The organism is Streptomyces shinuiensis (genome assembly GCF_043660855.1).
GTDB lineage: Bacteria > Actinomycetota > Actinomycetes > Streptomycetales > Streptomycetaceae > Streptomyces.
In genome coordinates this window covers 4,693,448-4,715,904 of the sequence record NZ_JBIHML010000001.1, presented here as the reverse complement: position 1 = coordinate 4,715,904, position 22,457 = coordinate 4,693,448, and the positions used below count along the sequence as shown (strand labels likewise).

At 72.0% G+C, this 22,457-nt stretch carries 21 protein-coding genes and 1 pseudogene; 9 read left to right on the top strand and 13 right to left on the bottom strand.

Annotated elements, in window-relative coordinates; genetic code table 11:
* Positions 1 to 8 precede the first annotated feature (8 nt).
* Positions 9 to 251 (top strand): annotated as a pseudogene (locus ACGRHY_RS21285) (Uma2 family endonuclease); the annotation flags it as partial.
* Between the two features lie 121 nt (positions 252 to 372).
* Positions 373 to 1,266, top strand: a complete 894-nt coding sequence (gene dapA / locus ACGRHY_RS21280; protein WP_394636921.1) for a 4-hydroxy-tetrahydrodipicolinate synthase — start codon at positions 373 to 375, stop codon at positions 1,264 to 1,266.
* A gap of 25 nt (positions 1,267 to 1,291) precedes the next feature.
* Here dapA and ACGRHY_RS21275 read toward each other — a convergent pair whose 3' ends face one another.
* The 11 genes from ACGRHY_RS21275 to ACGRHY_RS21225 form a co-directional block, all read right to left on the bottom strand.
* Complete coding sequence (locus ACGRHY_RS21275; RefSeq protein WP_394636920.1) at positions 1,292 to 2,131, bottom strand: EI24 domain-containing protein; 840 nt, start codon at positions 2,129 to 2,131, stop codon at positions 1,292 to 1,294.
* 85 nt (positions 2,132 to 2,216) lie between these two features.
* Positions 2,217 to 3,215 carry a 2,3,4,5-tetrahydropyridine-2,6-dicarboxylate N-succinyltransferase gene (gene dapD, locus ACGRHY_RS21270; RefSeq protein WP_394636919.1) on the bottom strand — a complete coding sequence of 333 codons (999 nt, stop codon included), beginning with the start codon at positions 3,213 to 3,215 and terminating at the stop codon, positions 2,217 to 2,219.
* 91 nt (positions 3,216 to 3,306) lie between these two features.
* Positions 3,307 to 3,630 carry a DMT family transporter gene (locus ACGRHY_RS21265; RefSeq protein ID WP_394636918.1) on the bottom strand — a complete coding sequence of 108 codons (324 nt, stop codon included), beginning with the start codon at positions 3,628 to 3,630 and terminating at the stop codon, positions 3,307 to 3,309.
* Positions 3,631 to 3,781: 151 nt separating this feature from the next.
* On the bottom strand, positions 3,782 to 4,117 hold the full coding sequence (locus tag ACGRHY_RS21260; protein ID WP_394636917.1) for a metal-sulfur cluster assembly factor: 336 nt from the start codon (positions 4,115 to 4,117) through the stop codon (positions 3,782 to 3,784).
* Positions 4,114 to 4,605 (bottom strand): Fe-S cluster assembly sulfur transfer protein SufU, encoded by a 492-nt coding sequence (gene sufU, locus ACGRHY_RS21255; protein WP_394636916.1) that lies wholly within the window; start codon positions 4,603 to 4,605, stop codon positions 4,114 to 4,116. Before sufU ends, ACGRHY_RS21260 begins: the two co-directional genes overlap by 4 nt.
* 46 nt (positions 4,606 to 4,651) lie before the next feature.
* Complete coding sequence (locus tag ACGRHY_RS21250) at positions 4,652 to 5,908, bottom strand: cysteine desulfurase (RefSeq protein WP_394636915.1); 1,257 nt, start codon at positions 5,906 to 5,908, stop codon at positions 4,652 to 4,654.
* Between the two features lie 124 nt (positions 5,909 to 6,032).
* Positions 6,033 to 6,797, bottom strand: coding sequence for a Fe-S cluster assembly ATPase SufC (gene sufC, locus ACGRHY_RS21245; RefSeq protein WP_394636914.1), 765 nt, complete (start codon positions 6,795 to 6,797; stop codon positions 6,033 to 6,035).
* A 6-nt stretch (positions 6,798 to 6,803) separates the two neighbouring features.
* Positions 6,804 to 7,163, bottom strand: a complete 360-nt coding sequence (locus ACGRHY_RS21240; RefSeq protein WP_394636913.1) for a non-heme iron oxygenase ferredoxin subunit — start codon at positions 7,161 to 7,163, stop codon at positions 6,804 to 6,806.
* A complete protein-coding gene (gene sufD / locus ACGRHY_RS21235) occupies positions 7,160 to 8,341 on the bottom strand; it encodes a Fe-S cluster assembly protein SufD (RefSeq protein ID WP_394636912.1) in 1,182 nt (393 codons plus the stop codon). The genes ACGRHY_RS21240 and sufD overlap by 4 nt, the downstream gene beginning before the upstream one ends.
* A gap of 110 nt (positions 8,342 to 8,451) precedes the next feature.
* Complete coding sequence (sufB, locus tag ACGRHY_RS21230) at positions 8,452 to 9,873, bottom strand: Fe-S cluster assembly protein SufB (protein WP_394636911.1); 1,422 nt, start codon at positions 9,871 to 9,873, stop codon at positions 8,452 to 8,454.
* Positions 9,870 to 10,658 carry a helix-turn-helix transcriptional regulator gene (locus ACGRHY_RS21225; RefSeq protein ID WP_394636910.1) on the bottom strand — a complete coding sequence of 263 codons (789 nt, stop codon included), beginning with the start codon at positions 10,656 to 10,658 and terminating at the stop codon, positions 9,870 to 9,872. Before ACGRHY_RS21225 ends, sufB begins: the two co-directional genes overlap by 4 nt.
* 239 nt (positions 10,659 to 10,897) lie before the next feature.
* Here ACGRHY_RS21225 and ACGRHY_RS21220 point away from each other — a divergent pair, with 239 nt between their 5' ends.
* From ACGRHY_RS21220 to ACGRHY_RS21210, 3 genes are all read left to right on the top strand, one after another.
* On the top strand, positions 10,898 to 11,824 hold the full coding sequence (locus ACGRHY_RS21220; protein WP_394636909.1) for an ABC transporter ATP-binding protein: 927 nt from the start codon (positions 10,898 to 10,900) through the stop codon (positions 11,822 to 11,824).
* A 62-nt stretch (positions 11,825 to 11,886) separates the two neighbouring features.
* Positions 11,887 to 12,618 carry an ABC transporter permease gene (locus tag ACGRHY_RS21215; RefSeq protein WP_394638143.1) on the top strand — a complete coding sequence of 244 codons (732 nt, stop codon included), beginning with the start codon at positions 11,887 to 11,889 and terminating at the stop codon, positions 12,616 to 12,618.
* Positions 12,619 to 12,725: 107 nt separating this feature from the next.
* Positions 12,726 to 13,760 carry a COX15/CtaA family protein gene (locus ACGRHY_RS21210; RefSeq protein WP_394636908.1) on the top strand — a complete coding sequence of 345 codons (1,035 nt, stop codon included), beginning with the start codon at positions 12,726 to 12,728 and terminating at the stop codon, positions 13,758 to 13,760.
* Positions 13,761 to 13,974: 214 nt separating this feature from the next.
* Here the strand turns inward: ACGRHY_RS21210 and ACGRHY_RS21205 are convergent, their stop codons facing one another.
* Both ACGRHY_RS21205 and ACGRHY_RS21200 read right to left on the bottom strand, forming a co-directional pair.
* On the bottom strand, positions 13,975 to 14,325 hold the full coding sequence (locus tag ACGRHY_RS21205) for a hypothetical protein (RefSeq protein ID WP_394636907.1): 351 nt from the start codon (positions 14,323 to 14,325) through the stop codon (positions 13,975 to 13,977).
* 122 nt (positions 14,326 to 14,447) lie between these two features.
* Complete coding sequence (locus tag ACGRHY_RS21200) at positions 14,448 to 15,422, bottom strand: heme o synthase (protein WP_394636906.1); 975 nt, start codon at positions 15,420 to 15,422, stop codon at positions 14,448 to 14,450.
* Between the two features lie 422 nt (positions 15,423 to 15,844).
* Between ACGRHY_RS21200 and tkt the strand changes: the two genes are divergently transcribed.
* Genes tkt through opcA form a run of 4 tightly spaced genes read left to right on the top strand, consistent with a single transcriptional unit; the run spans position 15,845 to position 22,406 of the window.
* Positions 15,845 to 17,938 (top strand): transketolase, encoded by a 2,094-nt coding sequence (tkt, locus tag ACGRHY_RS21195; RefSeq protein ID WP_394636905.1) that lies wholly within the window; start codon positions 15,845 to 15,847, stop codon positions 17,936 to 17,938.
* Positions 17,939 to 17,974: 36 nt separating this feature from the next.
* Positions 17,975 to 19,093, top strand: coding sequence for a transaldolase (tal, locus tag ACGRHY_RS21190; RefSeq protein WP_394636904.1), 1,119 nt, complete (start codon positions 17,975 to 17,977; stop codon positions 19,091 to 19,093).
* Between the two features lie 5 nt (positions 19,094 to 19,098).
* Positions 19,099 to 20,625 (top strand): glucose-6-phosphate dehydrogenase, encoded by a 1,527-nt coding sequence (zwf, locus tag ACGRHY_RS21185; protein WP_394636903.1) that lies wholly within the window; start codon positions 19,099 to 19,101, stop codon positions 20,623 to 20,625.
* On the top strand, positions 20,622 to 22,406 hold the full coding sequence (opcA, locus tag ACGRHY_RS21180; RefSeq protein WP_394636902.1) for a glucose-6-phosphate dehydrogenase assembly protein OpcA: 1,785 nt from the start codon (positions 20,622 to 20,624) through the stop codon (positions 22,404 to 22,406). The genes zwf and opcA overlap by 4 nt, the downstream gene beginning before the upstream one ends.
* Positions 22,407 to 22,457 lie beyond the last annotated feature (51 nt).

Sequence of the window (22,457 nt, the reverse complement as noted above, 5' to 3'; positions counted from 1 at the left end):
CGCCGGCCGTGCCGCCTCCCCTTTCCCGGGGAGGCGGCACGGCCGGCACATTCCCCGGCACGGGCCGTACCGGGGAGAACGACTACGGGAAGAAACACGAGGCGTACGCCGACGCCGGAGTTCCCGCCTGTCCGATCGTCGATCCGTACAGCGGGCAGTGCCACCTGTTCACCCGCCCCGAGGAGAACGAGTACCGCAGCCACCTGACCGTCGGCTTCGGGGAGGGGATCGATCTGCGGGAGGCTCCTGCCGGAATGGTTCTGCGCACCGACGAGTCCCCCCCCCCCCCCCCCGGGAACGCGACTCGGGCCGGAGCGACCGCTGACCGGGCCGGTTGGACCGGCCGTTTCCGTGTGAGCCAGACTCGCCCCCATGCCCGACTCCCCCTTCGGCCGCGTCGCCGCCGCCATGATCACTCCGTTCGACCCCTCCGGCGTCCTGGACCTCCCCGGCGCCCGGCGGCTGGCCGCCCATCTGGTGGACCGGGCCGGCTGCGACGCCCTGGTGCTCAGCGGCACCGCCGGCGAGTCGCCGACCACCTCCGACGACGAGAAGACCGCGCTGGTACGGGCCGTGGCCGAGGAGGTCGGCGACCGGGCCCGGATCGTCGCCGGCGTCGGTTCCGCCGACACCCGGCACTCGATGGAACTGGCGCGGGCCGCCGAGGAGGCGGGCGCCCACGGCCTGCTGGTCGTCACGCCGTACTGCCCCCGCCCCGCCCAGGAGGCCGTCGCCCGCCATCTGGCCGCCGTCGCCGACGCCACCGAGCTGCCGGTGATGCTCCAGGACGCCCCCGCCCGCACCGGGACGGGCACCGCGCTGACGGTGGAGACGCTGTCCCGGCTCGCGCGGCACCCGCGCATCCGCGCGGTCGAGGACTGCGCCCACGACCTGCTGAAAACGGCGAAGGTGCTGGCCTCCACCGGGCTTGCCCACTACTCCGGCTGCGAGGAGGCGAACCTGCCGCTGCGCGCGATCGGCGCCCACGGCTGCGTGAGCACGGTCGCCAACGTGGCGGGTCCGGCCGTACGCGGCGTCCTGGACGCCTTCGACGCCGGCGACCATGCCGAGGCCGCCCGGCGCCATCAGACCCTGGTGCCGCTGGTCGACGCGATGATGTCCCAGGTGCCCGGCGCGGTCTCGGTCAAGGCGCTGTTCGCGGCGGCGGGACTGCCGGGCGGCCCGGTGCGCCCGCCGCTGCTGCCGGCCGACGAGGCGCTGACCGCGCGGCTGGCCGACACCCTCAGGGAGACGCTGTCCCGGTGATCCGGACCGGTGCCCCCGGGCGTGATCAGGCCGGTCCGCCCGGTCCGCCCGGTCCGCCCGGCTCGGCCCACGTCCCCTGCGGCCCGTACGGCCCCTGCGGCTCCCCCGCGGCCTGCTCCCCGGCCGCGGGCGCACCCGCCAGGTCCCGCACCAGGAGGGCGGCGCCCGCGACCGCGCCCGGCATCAGGAGGACCGCGGCCAGCGGCACCAGGAAGCACAGTGCCAGCGGTGCCCCGAAGCCGACCGCGAGCGCCTTGCGTCCGCGCAGCATCCGCAGCCGCTCGCGGACGGGGATGTCACGGCGCTGCATGGCGACCGAGGTGAGTTCCAGCGTCAGGAAGAACCCCGAGACGGCGAGGCCGGCGACGGGCACGACGGTCTGGCCGGCGACGGGGACGAAGCCGAGCAGGAACAGCACCACGCCGAAGGCCAGGGCCCGCACCAGGACGTAGAGGCTGTCGCACAGGGAGATCCACAGCCCGCGCAGCAGCGAGACGTCCGGGCCCTCGGGGCAGCCGCCCTCGGACTCCTCGACCTTCTCCGACAGGGACTCGTAGAAGGGGTCTCCGACGAGCAGGGTGACGGCGGTGAAGGTGAGCACCGCCATCAGCAGGCCGCCGGCGAACAGCAGCACGGTGAACGTGCCGCGCAGCAGCCCGGCCCAGGGCGAGGACCAGTCGTCGGCGAACGGTGTGGCCCAGGCGGCCAGGTCGTCGGCCCAGAAGCCGAGGGCGACCAGGACCGCCGTGTAGAGGACCAGGGTGATGAGTGCGGGCAGCAGCCCGAAGCCGAACCACCGTCCGTTGCGCAGGACCCACTTCTGGCCCTGCCCCAGGTACCGCACCCCGGTCATGAGATCGCCCATGGCCGCACAGCGTAACGGGCCCGCCGCCCGGTGGGAGCGGCGGGCCCGGCCGGTTCCCCGGCGCCGGGGTGTGCCCGGTGCGGCGTCAGTTGTGGCTGTGCAGGGCCTCGTTCAGACCGCCCCAGGAGCCGGACCGCTGGAGGGCCTCGACGGCTCCGGTGGTGGAGTTGCGGCGGAAGAGGAGGTTGTTCGCGCCGGACATCTCCAGCGCCTTGACGACCTTGCCGTCGGGCAGGGCGACGCGGGTGCCGGCCGTCAGGTACAGGCCCGCCTCCACGATGCAGTCGTCGCCCAGCGAGATGCCGATGCCGGCCTCGGCGCCCAGCAGGCAGCGCCTGCCGATGGAGATGGTCTGCTTGCCGCCACCGGAGAGGGTGCCCATGATCGAGGCGCCGCCGCCGATGTCGGAGCCGTCGTCGACGACGACGCCCGCGCTGATGCGGCCCTCGACCATGGAGGTGCCCAGCGTCCCGGCGTTGAAGTTGACGAAGCCCTCGTGCATCACGGTGGTGCCGGAGGCGAGGTGGGCGCCCAGACGCACCCGGTCGGCGTCGCCGATGCGCACGCCCTTGGGGATGACGTAGTCGGTCATCCGGGGGAACTTGTCGACGCTGGTGACCGTGAGCTGCCTGCCCTCGGCGCGGGCGGCGAGACGGGCCTGCTCGGCCCTCTCGACGGGGACGGGCCCGAGATTGCTCCAGGCCACGTTGGCGAGCAGACCGAAGATCCCGTCCAGGTTCTGGCCGTGCGGCCGCACCAGGCGGTGGCTGAGCAGGTGCAGCCGCAGATAGGCGTCGTGCGCGTCCAGGGGCTTGTCGTCCAGCGAGGCGATGACGGTGCGGACGGCGATGACCTCGACGCCGCGGACCCGGTCCGGGCCCAGGGCCTGCGGCGCGGCGTCGCCCAGCAGCTCGGCGGCGCGTCCGGCGCTCAGCCGCTCGGTACCGGCGGGGCCGGGCGCGTCGGTCAGCTCGGGCGCGGGGAACCAGGTGTCGAGTACGGAGCCCCCCTCCAGCGCGACGGTGGCCAGTCCGGCGGCGACTGCGCCGGTCGTACGGGGTGCGGATGCGGGTGCTTCGGTCATGGCCAAACGCTAACCGGACACCTTCCGCGAGCGCGAACCGGTCCCACCGGCCGGACGGGCCGGACGGGCCGGTACGCGTGAGCAGGGCCGCTCAGTGGCCGCCGCCGCCGAGGTTGAGGACCACCACCCCGGCGATGACCAGGAGGATTCCGGTGATCCTGGCGGCGTTGACCGCCTCGCCGATGAAGACCATGCCGATCACGGCGATGGCCGCGGTGCCGACACCCGACCAGATCGCGTACGCGGTGCCCACTGACATGGTCTTGAGCGTCTGCGCGAGCAGGGCGAACGCGACGAGGTATCCGGCTGCGGTCCCCAGGGTGGGCCACAGCCGGGTGAAACCGTCGCTGTACTTCATCGAGGTGGTCGCCAGCACCTCGGCCAGGATCGCGCAGGTCAGCATCAGGTACACCATGCGCCGAGGCTACGCAGCGGGGCGGCGGGGCCGCCGACCGCCCCGTCCCCGCCCCGGGCGGCGCCCGGGCGCGCACACGCCGCCGGCCGGGGCCCGCGAAGGGGCCCGGCCGGCGGGGAGGGCGCTGGACGCCCGGGCGCCGCCCGGTGTCTCAGACGTTGAAGCCGAGTGCGCGGAGCTGCTCGCGGCCCTCGTCGGTGATCTTGTCCGGGCCCCACGGCGGCATCCAGACCCAGTTGATGCGCAGTTCACTGACGATGCCGTCGGTCGCCGACTTCGCCTGGTCCTCGATCACGTCGGTCAGCGGGCAGGCCGCGGACGTCAGCGTCATGTCCAGCGTGGCGGTGTTGTCGTCGTCGACGTGGATGCCGTAGATCAGGCCCAGGTTGACGACGTCGATGCCCAGCTCGGGGTCCACCACGTCGTACAGCGCCTCGCGGACCTCGTCCTCGCTCGCCGGCTTCGTCGTGGTCGGCGTCTCGCTCATGCGGTCCTCTCCTCGGCCTTCTGCCCGGCCTCGTTCTCGGCGGAGCCGTCACCCAGGACCTGGGCGGTGGCGTCCTTCCATGCCATCCAGCTCAGCAGGGCACACTTCACGCGTGCCGGGTACTTGGAGACCCCGGCGAACGCGACCGCGTCCTCCAGGACCTCCTCCATCGCGTCGTCCGGCTCGATCCGGCCCCTGGACTGCATCAGCTCCAGGAAGGTCTCCTGAACCCGGCGCGCCTCGGTCAGATCCTTTCCGACCAGCAGTTCGTTCAGCACCGAGGCGCTGGCCTGGCTGATGGAGCAGCCCTGCCCCTCGTAGCTGACGTCCGCGACGGTGGAGCCGTCCATCCTCACCCGCAGGGTGATCTCGTCGCCGCACGTCGGGTTGACGTGGTGCACCTCGGCGTCGCCGTCGCGCAGCCCCCGTCCGTGCGGGTGCTTGTAGTGGTCCAGGATCACGTCCTGGTACATGGAGTCAAGCTTCACGAGTCACCTTCAGCCGCTGCGGTCGTCCGTCGTCGGTCACGGAACATCAACCGAAGAAGTTCCGTACGTGTTCCAGTCCCTCCACCAGGGCGTCGACCTCCGCCGGGGTGGAGTACAGATAGAACGACGCCCGGGTGGTCGCGGGAATTCCGTACCTGAGGCAGACGGGCCTGGCGCAGTGGTGGCCGACCCGGACGGCGATGCCCTGCTCGTCGAGCACCTGGCCCACGTCGTGGGGGTGGATGTCGCCGAGCGCGAAGGAGATCGCGGCGCCGCGGTCCTCGGCCGTGGGCGGGCCGATGATCTTCAGGCCGGGGACCTCCTGGAGCCTGCGCACCGCGTACTCGGTGATCGCGTGCTCGTGGGCCGCGATGCGGTCCATGCCGATCGAGGTCAGGTAGTCCACGGCGGCGCCCAGCCCGACGGCCTGCGCGATCGGCGGCGTACCCGCCTCGAACTTGTGGGGTGCGGGGGCGTAGGTGGAGGAGTGCATCGAGACGGTCTCGATCATCTCGCCGCCGCCGAGGAAGGGCGGCAGGTCCTCCAGCAGCTCCTGGCGGCCCCACAGCACACCGATGCCGGTCGGCCCGCACATCTTGTGGCCGGTGAAGGCCACGAAGTCGGCCTGGAGCGCCTGGACGTCCACCGCCATGTGCGGGGCGGCCTGGGAGGCGTCGACCACCACCAGCGCGCCGACCTCCTGGGCGCGGCGGACGATCGTCTCGACCGGGTTGACCGTGCCCAGGATGTTGGAGACCAGCACGAAGGAGACGACCTTGGTCCGTTCGGTGATGACCTCGTCGATGTTCGACAGGTCCAGGCGGCCGTCGTCGGTGAGGCCGAACCACTTCAGCTTCGCGCCCGTGCGCTGCGCCAGCAGCTGCCAGGGCACGATGTTGGAGTGGTGCTCCATCTCCGTGATGACGATCTCGGTCCGGTCGTCGACGCGGTAGGGCTCGTCGGCCCAGCCGAGCATGTTCGCCACGAGGTTGAGCGACTCCGAGGCGTTCTTGGTGAAGATCACCTCGTCGCGGCTCGGGGCGTTGACGAAGGCGGCGACCTTGTCGCGCGCCCCCTCGTACAGCGCCGTGGCCTCCTCGGCGAGCACGTGCACGCCGCGGTGGACGTTGGCGTTGTGCCGCGCGTAGTAGTCGTTCAGCGCGTCGAGCACCTGGTTCGGCTTCTGGGAGGTCGCCGCGTTGTCCAGGTACACGACCTTCTTCCCGTCGTGGACCGTGCGGTCCAGCAGCGGGAAGTCCTTGCGGATCGCGTCCGTGTCGAGAAGGCCCGGCAACTGTGTCACGCTCGTGTTTCTCCGTTCTCCCCCGGGGCCTCACGCCCCGTGGGTACCCCATTGCGCGCCCGTCCGGCCGGGCCGGGGGCGCCGTCGGTGCGCGGGGCCGCCGCGGCGGCCCCGCGGATACGGCTCATGCCGCCCGGCCGGCCTTGACGTAGGCCTCGTAGCCCTCTTCCTCCAGCTTGTCCGCCAGCTCCGGGCCGCCGGACTCGGCGATCCGGCCGGCCGTGAAGACGTGGACGTGGTCGGGCTTGATGTAGCGCAGGATACGCGTGTAGTGGGTGATCAGCAGGGTGCCGATCTCACCGGCCTCACGGACGCGGTTGACGCCCTCGGAGACGACGCGCAGCGCGTCGACGTCCAGGCCGGAGTCGGTCTCGTCGAGGATCGCGATCCTCGGCCGGAGCAGCTCCAGCTGGAGGATCTCGTGTCGCTTCTTCTCACCGCCGGAGAAGCCCTCGTTGACGTTGCGCTCGGCGAAGGCAGGGTCGATGTTGAGGCGCTCCATGGCCTCCTTGACCTCCTTGACCCAGGTGCGCAGCTTGGGGGCCTCGCCGCGGATGGCGGTGGCGGCGGTGCGCAGGAAGTTGGAGACGGACACGCCGGGCACCTCGACCGGGTACTGCATGGCGAGGAAGACGCCGGCGCGGGCGCGCTCGTCGACGCTCATCTCCAGGACGTCCTCGCCGTCCAGGGTGACGGTGCCACCGGTGATCGTGTACTTCGGGTGACCCGCCAGCGAGTAGGCGAGGGTGGACTTGCCGGAGCCGTTCGGGCCCATGATGGCGTGCGTCTCGCCCTGCTTCACGGTCAGGTCGACGCCGCGCAGGATCTCCCGGGGGCCGTTCTCGGCTTCGACGGAGACGTGCAGGTCGTGGATCTCAAGCGTTGCCATGGGGCTTCAGGACTCCTGGGTGGTGGAGACGAGCACGGCCGCGTCGGGGCCGTCTCCTTCGATCTTGACGGGGTATACGGGGATGGGGCGCGTGGCGGGCGGTCCGTCGGGCTTGCCGGTGCGCAGGTCGAAGCTGGAACCGTGCAGCCAGCACTCGATGTGGCAGTCGTCCACCTCACCCTCGGAGAGCGAGACGTTCGCGTGCGAGCAGATGTCGTTGATCGCGAAGACCTCTCCCCCTGTTCGGATGAGCGAGACCGGGACGCCGCCGATCTCCACCCGTTTGGGAGTGTCCTCCTCCAGCTCGCCGAGCGAGGCGGCGCGGACGAAGCCCGCGTTGTCCACGGTGTTCTCTCCGGTACTCATGCGACCGACTCCTCCAGCTCTTCCTCGATCCTGGCGATGAGGCGGTCCTGCAGGTCGGGCAGGCCGATCTGCTGGACCAGCTCGGCGAAGAAGCCGCGCACCACCAGGCGGCGGGCGTCCTGCTCCGGGATGCCGCGCGCCATCAGGTAGAACAGCTGCTCGTCGTCGAAGCGGCCGGTGGCCGAGGCGTGGCCGGCTCCGACGATCTCGCCGGTCTCGATCTCCAGGTTGGGCACCGAGTCCACCCGCGCGCCGTCGGTGAGGACGAGGTTGCGGTTGAGCTCGTAGGTGTCGGTACCGGTGGCCGAGGCGCGGATCAGCACGTCACCGATCCACACCGCGTGCGCGTCCTGGCCCTGGAGGGCCCCCTTGTAGACGACGTTGCTGCGGCAGTTCGACGCCTCGTGGTCGACGAAGAGGCGGTGCTCCTGGTGCTGGCCGTCGTCGGTGAAGTACAGGCCGTACAGCTCGGCCTCGCCGCCGGGACCGGCGTAGTTGACGCGCGGGTGGAGGCGCACAACGTCGCCGCCGAAGGTGACGACCACGGACTTGAAGGTGGCGTCACGGCCGACCAGCGCGTTGTGCTGGGAGCAGTGCACGGCCGTGTCGTCCCAGTCCTGCACGGAGACGACCGTCAGCCGGGCACCGTCGCCCAGCACGTACTCGACGTTGGCGGCGCGCACGCCGTCGCCGGTGTGGTCGATCACGACGACGGCCTCGGCGAAGGCGCCCAGCTCGAAGACGGTGTGCCCGAAGGAGACACCGCCCTGGCCCTGGATGCCCACCCGGATCGGCTCGGTGAGCGCGGTCTCCCTGGGCACGGTGATGACGGCGGCCTTCTCGAAGGCGCTGTAGGCCTGGGCGGCGACCCGGTCGACGGGCCTGCCGGCCCGGCCCAGCCGGGCGTCGTCGCGGCCGACGGTCTCCACCGTCACGCCGTCGGGCGCGGAGACGTCGACCTTGACGCCGCCGCCCGCCTCGGCGGTGCCGTCGTGCAGGCCCCGCAGCCGCTCCAGCGGGGTGAAGCGCCACTCCTCCTCGCGGCCGTGCGGTACCGGGAAGTCCGCCACGTCGAAGGACGGCGGCGCGCTCATCCGGGTGGCGACGGTGGACTCGGCCGCCACCGCGATCGATCCGGCGGTCGTGGACCCGGCCGGGATGTTCTGAGCCTCAGCCATGGCTGTCGTGTTGCTCACTCTCTGTCTTCTGTGTTCGCCGGTCTCCGGGCTCGTCGGCGCCCGGAGACCGGCTCACGGTCATGGAGGGGGAAGGACGGGTGGCCGGGCGGTCAGCCGACCGCGCCCTCCATCTGCAGCTCGATCAGCCGGTTGAGTTCCAGGGCGTACTCCATGGGCAGTTCCTTGGCGATCGGCTCGACGAAGCCGCGCACGATCACCGCCATCGCCTCGTCCTCGGACAGACCGCGCTGCATCAGGTAGAACAGCTGGTCGTCGCTGACCTTGGAGACCGTCGCCTCGTGGCCCATCGTCACGTCGTCCTCGCGGACGTCGACGTAGGGGTAGGTGTCCGAGCGCGAGATGGTGTCCACCAGCAGCGCGTCGCACAGCACGTTGGACCTGGAGTTCTCGGCACCCTCGCCGATCTCGATCAGGCCGCGGTAGGAGGTGCGGCCGCCGCCCCGTGCCACCGACTTGGAGACGATGTTGGAGGAGGTGTTGGGCGCCATGTGCACCATCTTGGCACCGGCGTCCTGGTGCTGGCCCTCGCCCGCGAAGGCGATCGAGAGGGTCTCGCCCTTGGCGTGCTCGCCCATCAGGTAGACGGCCGGGTACTTCATGGTCACCTTGGAGCCGATGTTGCCGTCGACCCACTCCATCGTCGCGCCCTCGTAGGCCACGGCGCGCTTGGTGACCAGGTTGTACACGTTGTTCGACCAGTTCTGGATGGTCGTGTAGCGGCAGCGGGCGCCCTTCTTGACGATGATCTCCACGACCGCCGAGTGCAGCGAGTCGGACTGGTAGATCGGCGCGGTGCAGCCCTCGACGTAGTGGACGTAGGCGTCCTCGTCGACGATGATCAGCGTCCGCTCGAACTGGCCCATGTTCTCGGTGTTGATCCGGAAGTAGGCCTGGAGCGGGATGTCCACGTGGACGCCCTTGGGCACGTAGATGAACGAGCCGCCGGACCACACCGCGGTGTTCAGCGCGGCGAACTTGTTGTCGCCGGCCGGGATGACGGTGCCGAAGTACTCCTGGAACAGCTCCGGGTGCTCCCTGAGCGCGGTGTCGGTGTCCAGGAAGAGGACGCCCTGCTTCTCCAGGTCCTCGCGGATCTGGTGGTAGACCACCTCGGACTCGTACTGGGCGGCGACGCCGGCGACCAGGCGCTGCTTCTCGGCCTCGGGGATGCCAAGCTTGTCGTAGGTGTTCTTGATGTCCTCCGGCAGGTCCTCCCAGCTCTGGGCCTGCTTCTCGGTGGACCGCACGAAGTACTTGATGTTGTCGAAGTCGATGCCGCTCAGGTCGGAGCCCCAGTTCGGCATGGGCTTCTTCTCGAAGAGCTTCAGGCCCTTCATGCGGAGCTTCAGCATCCACTCCGGCTCGGACTTCTTGTCCGAGATGTCGCGGACGACCTCCTCGGAGAGGCCGCGCTTGGCCGAGGCGCCGGCGGAGTCCGGGTCGGCCCAGCCGTACTCGTACTTGCCCAGGCCCTCCAGCTCAGGGTGGGCAGTCTCCGTGGGGAGAGTCATGCGGGGTTCCTCCCGGCTGTGCTTGCAGATGCTGTCGCTGCGGTGGTCTTGGATGTCTTGGGTGCCCCGGGTGCGGCCCCGGAAGCCGCTCCGGGGATGAACGTCGTGCACACCCCGTCGCCGTGGGCGATGGTGGCCAGACGCTGCACATGGGTGCCGAGCAGGCGGGAGAAGACCTCCGTCTCCGCCTCGCACAGCTGCGGGAACTGCTCGGCGGCATGCGCCACCGGGCAGTGGTGCTGGCAGAGCTGCTCTCCGCTGGAGGCGGGCGCGCCGCGCGCGGTGGCAGCGTACCCGTCCTTGGACAGGGCCTCGGCCAGAACCCTGGCCCTCTCCTCGGGTGCGGCCCGTTCCAGCTCGGCGCGGTACCGCTCGGCCTGGGCGGCGACCCGGGCGCGGGCGAAGTCCGCGACCGCGGCCCGCCCCTTCTCGCCGCCGCCCGCGGCCTGGGCTATCCAGCTCATGGCGTCGACGGCGAGCTGGTCGTAGGCCTGGTCGAAGGCGCTGCGGCCGTAGTCGGTGAGCGCGAAGGACCTGGCGGGGCGGCCCCTGCCGCGCGAACCGTAGACCCGCTTCTCGCGGGGCTCGACGACGCCCTCGGAGACGAGTGCGTCCAGATGGCGGCGGACCGCCGCCTGGGTGAGCTCCAGCCGCTGGGCCAGTTCGGCCGCGGTGGACGGGCCGTGGTCGAGGATGGAGCGCGCGACCTTGTTGCGCGTGCCGTGGTGCTCGTCCGGGGCCGGATGGCCAAGGGCGCGGGTGTCACCGCCGTGGTGGGTCGCCATGTGCTTCGCGCCTCCTCACTCCGCCCCGGGTCCGCAGCACCACCGCCCGCCGCGGCCGGGCCGCCGGTTCGGCGGGTGCGCTTTTTCACAACGCCATTGTTGCGTAATTCCCGGGAGGCGGGCAAGCCGCGCCCTGACCGGCCCGGATGGGATGCATCACGTAAGGTGTGCCTTACCCGGAACACCTGCGGCGCGGCCCGGCGGGGGCGGCGCGCCCGCGGGCTCCTAGACTCGCCCGTATGCGAGACACGGCGGCCGTCGAGGTCGCGGGACTGGTGAAGCGGTACGGAAGCAGGACGGCGGTGGACGGGCTGGACCTCACGGTCGAACGCGGCACCGTCACCGCCGTCCTCGGCCCCAACGGGGCCGGCAAGACCACCACCATCGAGACCTGCGAGGGCTATCGCCGCGCGGATGCGGGGACCGTACGCGTCCTGGGCCTGGACCCGGTCGCCGACGCCGCCGCGCTGCGGCCCCGGATCGGCGTGATGCTCCAGAGCGGCGGGGTCTACCCCACCGTCCGCGCCGCGGAGATGCTGCGCCACATGGCCGCGCTGCACGCCCACCCGCTGGACACCGGCGCGCTGATCGAACGGCTGGGGCTGGCCGGCTGCGGCCGCACCCCGTACCGGCGGCTGTCCGGAGGCCAGCAGCAGCGTCTGGCGCTGGCCATGGCCGTCGTCGGGCGGCCCGAGCTGGTCTTCCTGGACGAGCCGACCGCAGGCCTGGATCCGCAGGCCCGCCGCTCCGCCTGGGACCTGGTGCGGGAGCTGCGCGCGGACGGCGTGACGGCGGTGCTGAGCACCCACTTCATGGACGAGGCCGAGACCCTGGCCGACGACGTCGTGATCATCGACGAGGGCCGGGTGATCGCGCGGGGCACCCCCGAGGAGCTGTGCCGCGGCGGCGCCGAGAACACCCTGAGCTTCACCGGACGCCCCGGCCTCGATCTGGCCTCGCTGCTCAAGGCGCTGCCGCCGGACACCACCGCCGCCGAGACGGCCCCGGGCTCGTACCGCCTGACCGGCACCGTCGATCCCCAGCTCCTGGCCACGGTGACGTCCTGGTGCGCGCAGAACGGGGTGATGCCGGACGGCATCGCGGTGGAGCGGCGCACGCTGGAGGATGTCTTCCTGGACCTGACGGGCAAGGAGCTGCGGTCGTGAGCACGGAGAACACCGGGCCGGGCGCATACGCCCCCGCCCCCGGCGCGGCCCCGCTGCCGCGGATGATCGCCGCACAGGCCGCGCTGGAGACGCGGCTGCTGCTGCGGCACGGCGAGCAGCTTGTGCTGACGATCTTCATCCCCACCCTGCTGCTGGTGCTGTTCAGCGCGGTGGACATCGTGGACCTGGCCGGGGAGGGGAACGACGGAGGCGGGCGCGTGGACTTCCTGGCGCCGGGCGTGCTGGCGCTGGCCGTGCTCTCGACCGCCTTCACCGGACAGGCGATCTCCACCGGCTTCGAGCGGCGCTACGGCGTCCTCAAGCGGCTGGCCGCGTCTCCGCTGCCCCGCTGGGGGCTGATGGCCGCCAAGACGTGCGCGGTGCTGGTCACCGAGGTGCTGCAGGTGGTGCTGCTGGCGTCGGTGGCCCTGGCACTGGGGTGGTCGCCGCACGGCGGTCCGCTCGCCGTGGCGCTGCTGCTGGTCGCCGGGACGGCGGCGTTCTCCGGCCTCGGACTGCTCATGGCCGGGACGCTGCGGGCCGAGGCGACGCTGGCGGCGGCCAATCTCGTCTTCGTCCTGCTGCTGGTCGGCGGCGGCGTGGTGGTACCGCTGGAGAAGTTCCCCGAGCCGGTGCGCGGGGTGCTGGAACTGCTGCCGATCTCCGCGCTCTCCGAGGGGCTGCGCGAGGTGCTGCGGGACGGGGCCGGGATGCCCTGGGCGAACCTGGCGGTCCTGGGCGTGTGGGCGGTGGTGGGCCTGGCCGCCGCGGCCCGCTTCTTCCGGTGGGAATGACGGTTCCCCACCGTTCTCCCGCCGGGGGAAACGCGCCGCGCCCGTGTGCGGCACCTGGCACGGGGAGCGCGCCCCCTCGTGAAAGCTTGCACAAGCACCCGCCTACCATGGTGTCCGTGCCCAATCTGCTCGAATTCGCGCGAAACCCCGTCGCGTACGTCGCCAGGCGCTGGACCCCCGCCCAGCGCACCGTGGAGCGCGCCACCCTGACCGCGCTCGTCCTGAGCGTGCTCATCGTGGTCACCGGCGGGGTGGTGCGGCTGACCGGCTCGGGGCTGGGATGCGACACCTGGCCCAAGTGCAGCGGGGACAGCCTGGTCGCCACACCCGAGATGGGGCTGCACGGCGCCATCGAGTTCGGCAACCGCCTGCTGACGTACGTGCTGTGCGCCGCCGTCGGCTGGGCGATCGTCGCGGTCCGCTCGGCGAGGCCGCGCCGCCGGGGCCTGTCACGACTGGCCTGGTCGCAGTTCTGGCTGGTCGTCGCCAACGGCCTGCTGGGCGGTGTGACGGTGCTGCTGCGGCTGAACCCGTACACCGTCGCCGCGCACTTCCTGCTCGCCAGCGTGCTCATCACGGTCACCACCGTCACCTGGCTGCGCGCCCGCGAGGGCGACGACGTGCCGCGCCCGCTGGCCGGAGCGCGGATCCGGCGGCTCGCGGCGGCGCTGACCGCCGTGTCCGCGGTGCTGATCGTCGTCGGCACCATGGTGACGGGCGCGGGCCCTCACGCGGGCGACAGCAGCGATGTGCCGCGGATGGGCGTGGACTGGGAGACGACCGCCAGGGTGCACGCCCTGCTGGCCTGGGCCGTGGTGGCCCTGACCGTGCTGCTGTGGCTGGCGCTGCGCACCGTGGACGCGCCGCGGGGCCCGGTGGTCCGCACCCGGGACCTCTTCCTGGTCCTGCTGGCGCAGGGCGTCATCGGCTACGTCCAGTACTTCACCGAGCTGCCGGAGATGCTGGTCGCGGCGCACCTGCTGGGCTCCTGCCTGGTGTGGGTCGCCACCCTGCGGGTGCTGCTGTCGCTGCGCGAGCGCGGTCTGTTGCCGGTGGCGGCGGGCGCGGACGCCGCGGCGTCCGCGCCCGCCGCCACCGGAGCTCCCGCCGACCGGCCGGCTCCGGCCGCGTCCGGCCTGTAGGACCCCGGCCGGCCCTCCCCGCGTCTCCCCTCACCCGGCCGCGGATCCGGGCGGGTGCGGCGGACGCGGAGCGGCCCCGGTGCGGCATGACCGCACCGGGGTCCTGCGCGCCCTGCGGCCGGCGGTGGACGGGCACGGGTCCGGCGGCGGGGTACGGGACGGCCGGCGCACCGGAGTCGCCCTCACGGCGTCCGCCTCGCACGCGTTCACCGCGTCAGCGGTCCTTGGGCCCCCCGACCTGGATGCCCGCCATCCGCTCCCACTCGTAGGGGCCGGTGCGGATCCGGGCGGCGAGGTCCCCGTCGAGGGTCTCGTGGACGGTGACCCCCGCCCTCTCGGCGGCCTTCCGCGCGACCTCGACGGAAGGGGCCACCAGATCGCCCCAGCCACCGTCCTCACCGACGAGGACGATGCGCACGCCGCGCTCGCCGATGTAGGCGATCTGGGCGTCGGCGCTGCCGCCGCGCTCCTTGACGAACGCGGTGATCTCCTTGGCGAGCTTGGTCACCCAGCGCTGGGCCCTGGCGTCGGGCCCGGTCTCTTCCGCCTGCTGTGTGCTGTCCATGGACAGAATGCTACCGACGGGTAGATCACCTGGCGACCGCTGCTCCGGGTGGCCTGCGCCACGCCCGGCGCCGGGCCGGTACCGGGCCGGCGGTGCGGGAGCGGAGTGGGACCGGCGTGGGATCAGCGCAGGAAGGGGTCCACCGCCACCGCCACGAACAGCAGCGACACATAGGTGATGGACCAGTGGAACAGCCGCATCTCCTTGAGCTTGGCACCCGTGACCCCGGCCTTGGCCCTGGCCTGGAGGGCGTGCGCCTCCCACAGCCACCAGCCGCCCGCGGCGAGCGCGACCAGCGGGTAGAACCAGCCGACGTAGCCCAGCGGCCACAGGGCCAGCGAGACGGCCACCATGACCCAGCTGTAGACCACGATCTGCCGGGCCACCGCGCGGTTGCCCGCGACGACCGGGAGCATCGGGACCCCGACACGGGCGTAGTCGTCCTTGACCTTCATCGACAGCGGCCAGTAGTGCGGCGGCGTCCAGAAGAAGATGACCAGGAAGAGGACGACGGCGGCCCAGCTCACCTCGTTCTTCACCGACGACCAGCCGATGAGCACGGGCATGCAGCCGGCGATGCCGCCCCAGACGATGTTCTGGGCGGTGCGCCGCTTGAGGATCATCGTGTAGACGACGACGTAGAACAGCAGCGCGCCCAGGGACAGGGCGGCCGAGAGCCAGTTGACCGTCCAGCCGAACCACAGCGTGGAGACCACGGCCAGCGTGACGCCGAACACCAAGGCCTCGCGCGGGGTCAGCACACCGGTGACCAGAGGGCGCTGCTCGGTGCGGTGCATCAGCGCGTCGATGTCCCGGTCGATGTACATGTTCAGCGCGTTGGCGCCGCCCGCCGACAGATAGCCGCCCAGGCAGGTCGCCAGGACCAGCCACAGGTCGGGGACGCCCTGTTCGGCGAGGAACATCACCGGAATGGTGGTGATCAGCAGCAGTTCGATGATCCGCGGCTTGGTCAGCGCCACATAGCCCTTGATACGGGCCCCGAGCGGCCGGTGTACTGGGCTCTGATCGAGCTCCCCCACACCCCCTCGGGTGTGGGCGGTATCCCCACCCGCGGGACGGGATTCGACGGCCGTCACGGACACCCCTGATCACGATGCGACATGCGCGGCTCGCGCCGCGTGGGAACAAGCGAGTCCGGACCTTCGGGATCTCGTCACGACTCGCACCTACCACGCCACTGTAGACGCTGGCCATACGCCGCTCGCCCCGGGGGTCGCCCGTGTCGGTGCGCCCCGCGAGAGGGTGCCCCGGCGGGGCGCGGGTACAGGGTTCGCAGGGCCTCGCGCGGCGCCGGAAAGCCGTGCTCATGTGCGCCCGGTATTCCACAGACGCCCAGGTGAGGCCCATCGCGCACCTGGTTTCACATGGTTCGTTCTCCCGGCTTCCCAAAGGGTGAGCGGACCGGAAGAGGGAACCCCGACAGGGGTACGCTCGACACCGCCCGGTGTGACCTGACAGACACCGGCCTTCGACATGTGGAGAGGAGCCCTGACGCAGGGTGAGCACCAAGCCGACCACCACAGATCTCGAGTGGACCGAACTGGATCAGCGGGCTGTCGACACCGTACGGGTCCTGGCGATGGACGCCGTGCAGAAAGTCGGTAACGGACACCCCGGTACCGCCATGAGCCTCGCTCCGGCGGCGTACCTGCTCTTCCAGAAGCTGATGCGGCACGACCCGTCCGACGCGCGGTGGACGGGCCGGGACCGGTTCGTCCTCTCCCCCGGCCACACCAGCCTGACGCTGTACATCCAGCTGTACCTGTCCGGCTACGGGCTGGAGCTGGAGGATCTGAAGGCCTTCCGCACCTGGGACAGCAGGACCCCGGGCCACCCGGAGTACGGCCACACGGCCGGGGTCGAGACCACCACCGGCCCGCTGGGCCAGGGCATCGCCAACGCCGTGGGCATGGCGATGGCCGCCCGCTACGAGCGCGGTCTGTTCGACCCGGACGCCGCCCCGGGCACCTCCCCCTTCGACCACACCGTCTGGACGATCGTCTCCGACGGCGACCTGGAGGAGGGGGTCTCGGCCGAGGCCTCCTCACTGGCAGGCCATCAGAAGCTGGGCAACATCGTCGCCCTGTACGACGACAACCACATCTCCATCGAGGGCGACACCGCGACCGCGCTGTCCGAGGACGTCCTGGGGCGCTACGAGGCGTACGGCTGGCACGTCCAGCGCATCGAGCAGGCGCCCAGCGGCGACTTCGACGTCCAGGCCCTGTACGAGGCGCTGAAGGCGGCGCGGGAGGAGACCGAGCGCCCCTCGCTGATCGCCGCCCGTACGATCATCGCCTGGCCCGCGCCGAACGCCCAGAACACCGAGGCCTCGCACGGCTCCGCGCTGGGCGAGGAGGAGGTCGCGGCCACCAAGCGGGTGCTGGGCTTCGACCCGGACAGGGACTTCGAGTTGGCCGACGAGGTCCTGGAGCACACCCGCAAGGCCGTGGACCGGGGCCGCGAGGCACGCCGGGCCTGGGAGGACGGGCTCGCGAAGTGGCGTGGGGCCGGCCCCGACCGCGCCGCCGAGTTCGACCGGATCAGCGCCGGGAGGCTGCCCGAGGGCTGGGAGAAGGTGCTGCCCTCCTTCCCCGCCGGCAAGGACATGGCCACCCGCAAGGCGTCCGGCGCGGTGCTCAAGGAGCTGGGCGGTGTGATCCCCGAGCTGTGGGGCGGCTCCGCCGACCTCGCGGGCTCCAACAACACCACCATCGACGCCTCCTCGTCCTTCCTCCCGGCGGACAATCCGCTGCCGGAGGCGGACCCGTACGGCCGCACGGTGCACTTCGGCATCCGCGAGCACGCCATGGGCTCGACCATGAACGGCATCGCGTTGCACGGCAACACCCGGATCTACGGCGGCACCTTCCTGGTGTTCTCCGACTACATGCGCCCGGCGGTGCGGCTGGCGGCCCTGATGAGGCTGCCGGTCACCTACGTGTGGACGCACGACTCCATCGGCCTGGGCGAGGACGGCCCGACCCACCAGCCGGTCGAGCACCTGGCGGCGCTGCGCGCCATCCCGGGCCTGAACGTGGTGCGTCCGGCCGACGCCAACGAGACCGCGATCGCCTGGCGCGAGATCATGCGCCGCCACGGCGACCGGCCGGCCCCGCACGGCATCGCGCTGACCCGCCAGAACGTGCCGACCTACGAGCCCGACGAGGACGCCGCCCGCGGCGGGTACGTGATGTTCGAGGCGGAGGACTCCCAGGGCCGGGAGTGCGAGCCGCAGGTCGTCCTCATCGCCACCGGCTCGGAGGTGCAGCTCGCCGTCGCCGCGCGCGAGTCGCTCCAGGCCGAGGGTGTGCCCGCCCGGGTGGTGTCGATGCCGTGCCTGGAGTGGTTCGAGGAGCAGGACCAGGCCTGGCGCGAGCGCGTGCTGCCGCCGTCGGTCCGGGCACGTGTGGCCGTAGAGGCCGGTGTCGGCCTGACCTGGCACCGCTACGTCGGCGACGCCGGCCGGACCGTCTCCCTGGAGCACTTCGGCGCCTCGGCCGACTACAAGGTGCTCTACCGCGAGTTCGGCCTGACCGGCGAGGCGGTCGCCGCCGCCGCCCGGGAATCCATCGCCGCCGCCGGACGCTGACGCCCACAGGCAACGAGATCAGGAGATGCATCCCTCATGACAGACGCACTCAAGCGCCTGAGCGACGAAGGCGTGGCGATCTGGCTGGACGACCTGTCCCGCCAGCGCATCACGTCCGGCACCCTCGCCGAGCTGCTGAACGAGCAGCACGTCGTGGGTGTCACCACCAACCCGTCGATCTTCCAGAAGGCGATCTCCGAGGGGCACGGCTACGACCGGCAGCTCACCGACCTCGCCTCCCGCGGCGTGACGGTGGAGGAGGCGATCCGGATGATCACCACCGCCGACGTCCGCGACGCCGCCGACATCCTGCGCCCGGTCTTCGACGCCACGAACGGGCAGGACGGCCGGGTCTCCATCGAGGTGGACCCGCGGCTGGCCCACGCCACACAGCCCACGGTCGCCGAGGCCAGGCAGCTCGCCTGGCTGGTGGACCGCCCCAACACCCTGATCAAGATCCCCGCCACCACCCCCGGGCTCCCGGCGATCACGGAGACCATCGCCGCGGGCATCAGCGTCAACGTCACGCTGATCTTCTCGCTGGAGCGCTACCGGATGGTGATGGACGCCTACATGGAGGGGCTGGAGCAGGCGAAGGCCGGGGGACTGGACCTGTCGGAGATCCACTCCGTGGCGTCGTTCTTCGTCTCCCGGGTGGACACCGAGGTCGACAAGCGGCTGACGGCCCTGGGCACCGACGAGGCGCTGGCGCTGCGCGGCAGGGCGGCGCTGGCCAACGCCCGGCTGGCCTACCAGGCGTACGAGGAGGTCGTCGCCTCCGACCGCTGGACGGCCCTGGAGTCCGCCGGCGCCAACCGGCAGCGCCCGCTGTGGGCCTCCACCGGTGTGAAGGACCCCAGCTACCCCGACACCCTCTACGTCACCGGGCTGGTCGCCCCGAACACGGTCAACACCATGCCGGAGGCCACCTTGGAGGCCGCCGGCGACCACGGCGAGATCACCGGCGACACCGTGCGCGGCACCTACGGGCAGGCCCGCGCCGACCTCGACGCGATCGCGAAGCTCGGCATCGGATACGACGAGGTCGTCGAGCAGCTCGAGGTCGAGGGCGTGGAGAAGTTCGAGCAGGCCTGGAACGACCTGCTGGCCTCCACCGAGGCCGAGCTGAAGCGCCTCGCCCCGAAGGAGGCATAGAGCAGGTGAGCAGCGCAGCCAACCCGCTGCGTGACGCACAGGACCGGCGGCTCCCGCGCATCGCGGGGCCGTCGGGACTGGTGATCTTCGGCGTCACAGGCGATTTGTCACGAAAAAAGCTGATGCCCGCCGTCTACGACCTGGCGAACCGGGGTCTGCTCCCGCCGGGCTTCTCCCTCGTCGGCTTCGCCCGCCGCGAGTGGGAGGACCAGGACTTCTGCCAGGTCGTGCACGACTCGGTCAAACAGTACGCCCGCACCCCCTTCCGCGAGGAGGTCTGGCGGCAGCTCGGCGAGGGGATGCGCTTCGTCCCCGGCGTCTTCGACGACGACGACGCGTTCGACCGGCTGAAATCCACCATCGACGAGCTGGACAAGTCCCGCGGCACCGGGGGCAACTTCGCGTTCTACCTCTCGGTACCGCCGAAGTTCTTCCCCGCCGTCCTGGAGCAGCTCAAGGAGCACGAGCTGTCCGAGGCCCCCGACGGGTCCTGGCGCCGCGCGGTCATCGAGAAGCCCTTCGGCCACGACCTGGCCAGCGCCCAGGAGCTGAACCGGGTCGTCCACCGGGTCTTCCGCCAGTCCGACGTCTTCCGGATCGACCACTACCTGGGCAAGGAGACCGTCCAGAACATCCTGGCGCTGCGCTTCGCCAACACGATGTTCGAGCCCTTGTGGAACCGCTCCTACGTGGACCACGTGCAGATCACGATGGCCGAGGACATCGGCATCGGCGGCCGCGCGGGCTACTACGACGGCATCGGCGCCGCGCGCGACGTCATCCAGAACCACCTGCTCCAGCTGCTGGCCCTGACCGCGATGGAGGAGCCCGTCTCCTTCGACGCCAAGGCGCTGGTCACCGAGAAGCTGAAGGTGCTCAACGCGGTGCGGCTGCCGAAGGACCTGGGCCGGCACACCGTGCGCGGCCAGTACCGGGCGGGCTGGCAGGGGGGCGAGAAGGTGCCCGGCTATCTGGAGGAGGAGGGCATCGACCCGGCCTCCCGGACGGACACCTACGCCGCCATCAAGCTGGAGATCGACAACCGCCGCTGGGCGGGGGTCCCCTTCTACCTGCGCACGGGCAAGCGGCTGGGCCGCCGGGTCACCGAGATCGCGGTGGTCTTCCAGCGCGCCCCCTACTCCCCCTTCGACGCCACCGAAACCCGGGAACTGGGCCAGAACGCCCTGGTCATCCGGGTGCAGCCGGACGAGGGCGTCATGATCCGGTTCGGTTCCAAGGTGCCCGGCACCTCGATGGAGATCCGCGACGTGACGATGGACTTCGCCTACGGCGAGTCCTTCACCGAGTCCAGCCCCGAGGCGTACGAGAGGCTCATCCTGGACGTGCTGCTGGGCGACGCCAACCTCTTCCCCCGGCACCAGGAGGTCGAGCGCTCCTGGGAGATCCTGGACCCGGTCGAGGAGTACTGGGACGCGCACGGCAGGCCCGAGCCGTACACCGCCGGGACCTGGGGTCCCCAGGCGGCCGACGAGATGCTCGCACGTGACGGACGGAGCTGGCGGCGGCCATGAACATCGACCTCACGGACACCACGTCCGGCCGGATCAACGCTGCTCTGGTGCGAGCGCGGCGGGCGATGGGCAGCCCCGCCGTCGGGATGGTGCTCACACTCGTCATCGTGACGGACGAGGGCAGCCACTACGACGCGCTGAAGGCGGCCAGCGACGCGTCGAAGGAGCATCCCTCGCGCATCCTCGTCGTCGTACGGCGTCCGGGCCGCTCGCCTCGCGACCGGGCCACGGCCCGGCTCGACGCCGAGGTGCGGGTGGGCGGCGAGACCGGCACCGGGGAGACGGTCCTGCTGCGCCTCCACGGCGAGCTGGCGAACCACGCCCACAGCGTCGTCCTGCCCCTGCTGCTGCCGGACGCGCCGGTCGTCCTGTGGTGGCCGGCCGATCCGCCCGAGTACCCCTCCAAGGATCCGCTGGGCGCCCTGGCGCAGCGGCGCATCACCGACGCCGCGGAGACCGAGGACCCGGTCGCGGCGCTCAGGGGGCGCGCCGCCTCCTACGCGCCGGGCGACACCGACCTGGCCTGGACCCGCGTCACCCTGTGGCGCAGCGTGCTGGCCGCCGCCCTGGACCAGAAGCAGGCCCGCGTGACCCGGGCGGTGGTCGAGGGCGAGGAGTACAACCCCAGTTCGGAGCTGCTGGCGCTGTGGCTGGCCGACCGCCTGGACGTCCCCGTCGAGCGCGTGCTCTCCGACGGTCCCGGCATCACGGCGGTGCGGCTGACCACGGACGAGGGCGACATCTGCCTGGAGCGCGGTGACGGTTCGCTGGCGAAGCTCTCGGTGCCGGGGCAGCCGGACCGGAGCGTGGCCCTGCACCGGCGCTCCACCGCCGAGCTGATCGCCGAGGAGCTGCGGCGCCTGGACCCGGACGAGACCTACGCCCACGCCGTCCGCTTCGGCCTCGACCGCCTGGTGCGCGGGCAGGTCGCGGAGGTGGAGGCGGCCGAGGCGGCGCAGGCGGAGGCGGCACGGGCCCCGGGCGGAGAGCGGCAGGCTCCCCCGCAGATCGTCGTCCACCCGGACAAGGAGCGGATGGCCCGGGCCACGGCCGCACGCCTGATCACCGCGATCGCGGACGCACAGGCAGCCCGCGGCCGGGCCCACGTCGCCCTGACCGGCGGCCGCAACGGCAACGCCCTGCTCGCCGCCCTGGCGCAGGCCCCGGGACGGGACGGCGTGGACTGGTCCCGCGTCGATGTGTGGTGGGGCGACGAGCGGTTCCTGCCCGACGGCGACCCGGACCGCAACCACACCCAGGCCCGCGCGGCGCTCCTGGACGCGCTCCCCCTGGACCCGTCGCACGTCCACCCGATGCCCGCCTCCGACGGCCCGCACGGCGACGACGTGGACGTGGCCGCCGGGGCGTACGCGGCGGAGCTGGCCGCGGCCGGCGACGGTGGTTCCGGTGACGGCGACGGTACGGACGGGGCGGTGCCCGCCTTCGACGTACTGCTGCTGGGGCTGGGCCCGGACACCCATGTGGCCTCGCTCTTTCCCGGCCATCCGGCCACGGAGGAGACCGGGCGCGCCGTCGTCGGCGTACGGCAGGCGCCCAAACCGCCGCCGACCCGGATCTCCCTCACACTCCCGGCCCTCCGGGCGGCCCGGGAGGTCTGGCTGCTGGCGGCGGGCGAGGACAAGGCCGAGGCCGCGGCCGCCGCGCTGACCGCCGGCGATCCGGCGCGGACCCCCGCGGCGGGCGCGCGCGGGCGCGCGCGCACCCTGTGGATCCTCGACGAGAAGGCGGGGGCCCTCCTGCCCGAGTCGGTCCGGAGCTGACCGGCACCGGACGGCCACCGGGCGAACACGCGCGGATACGGCACCGGACGC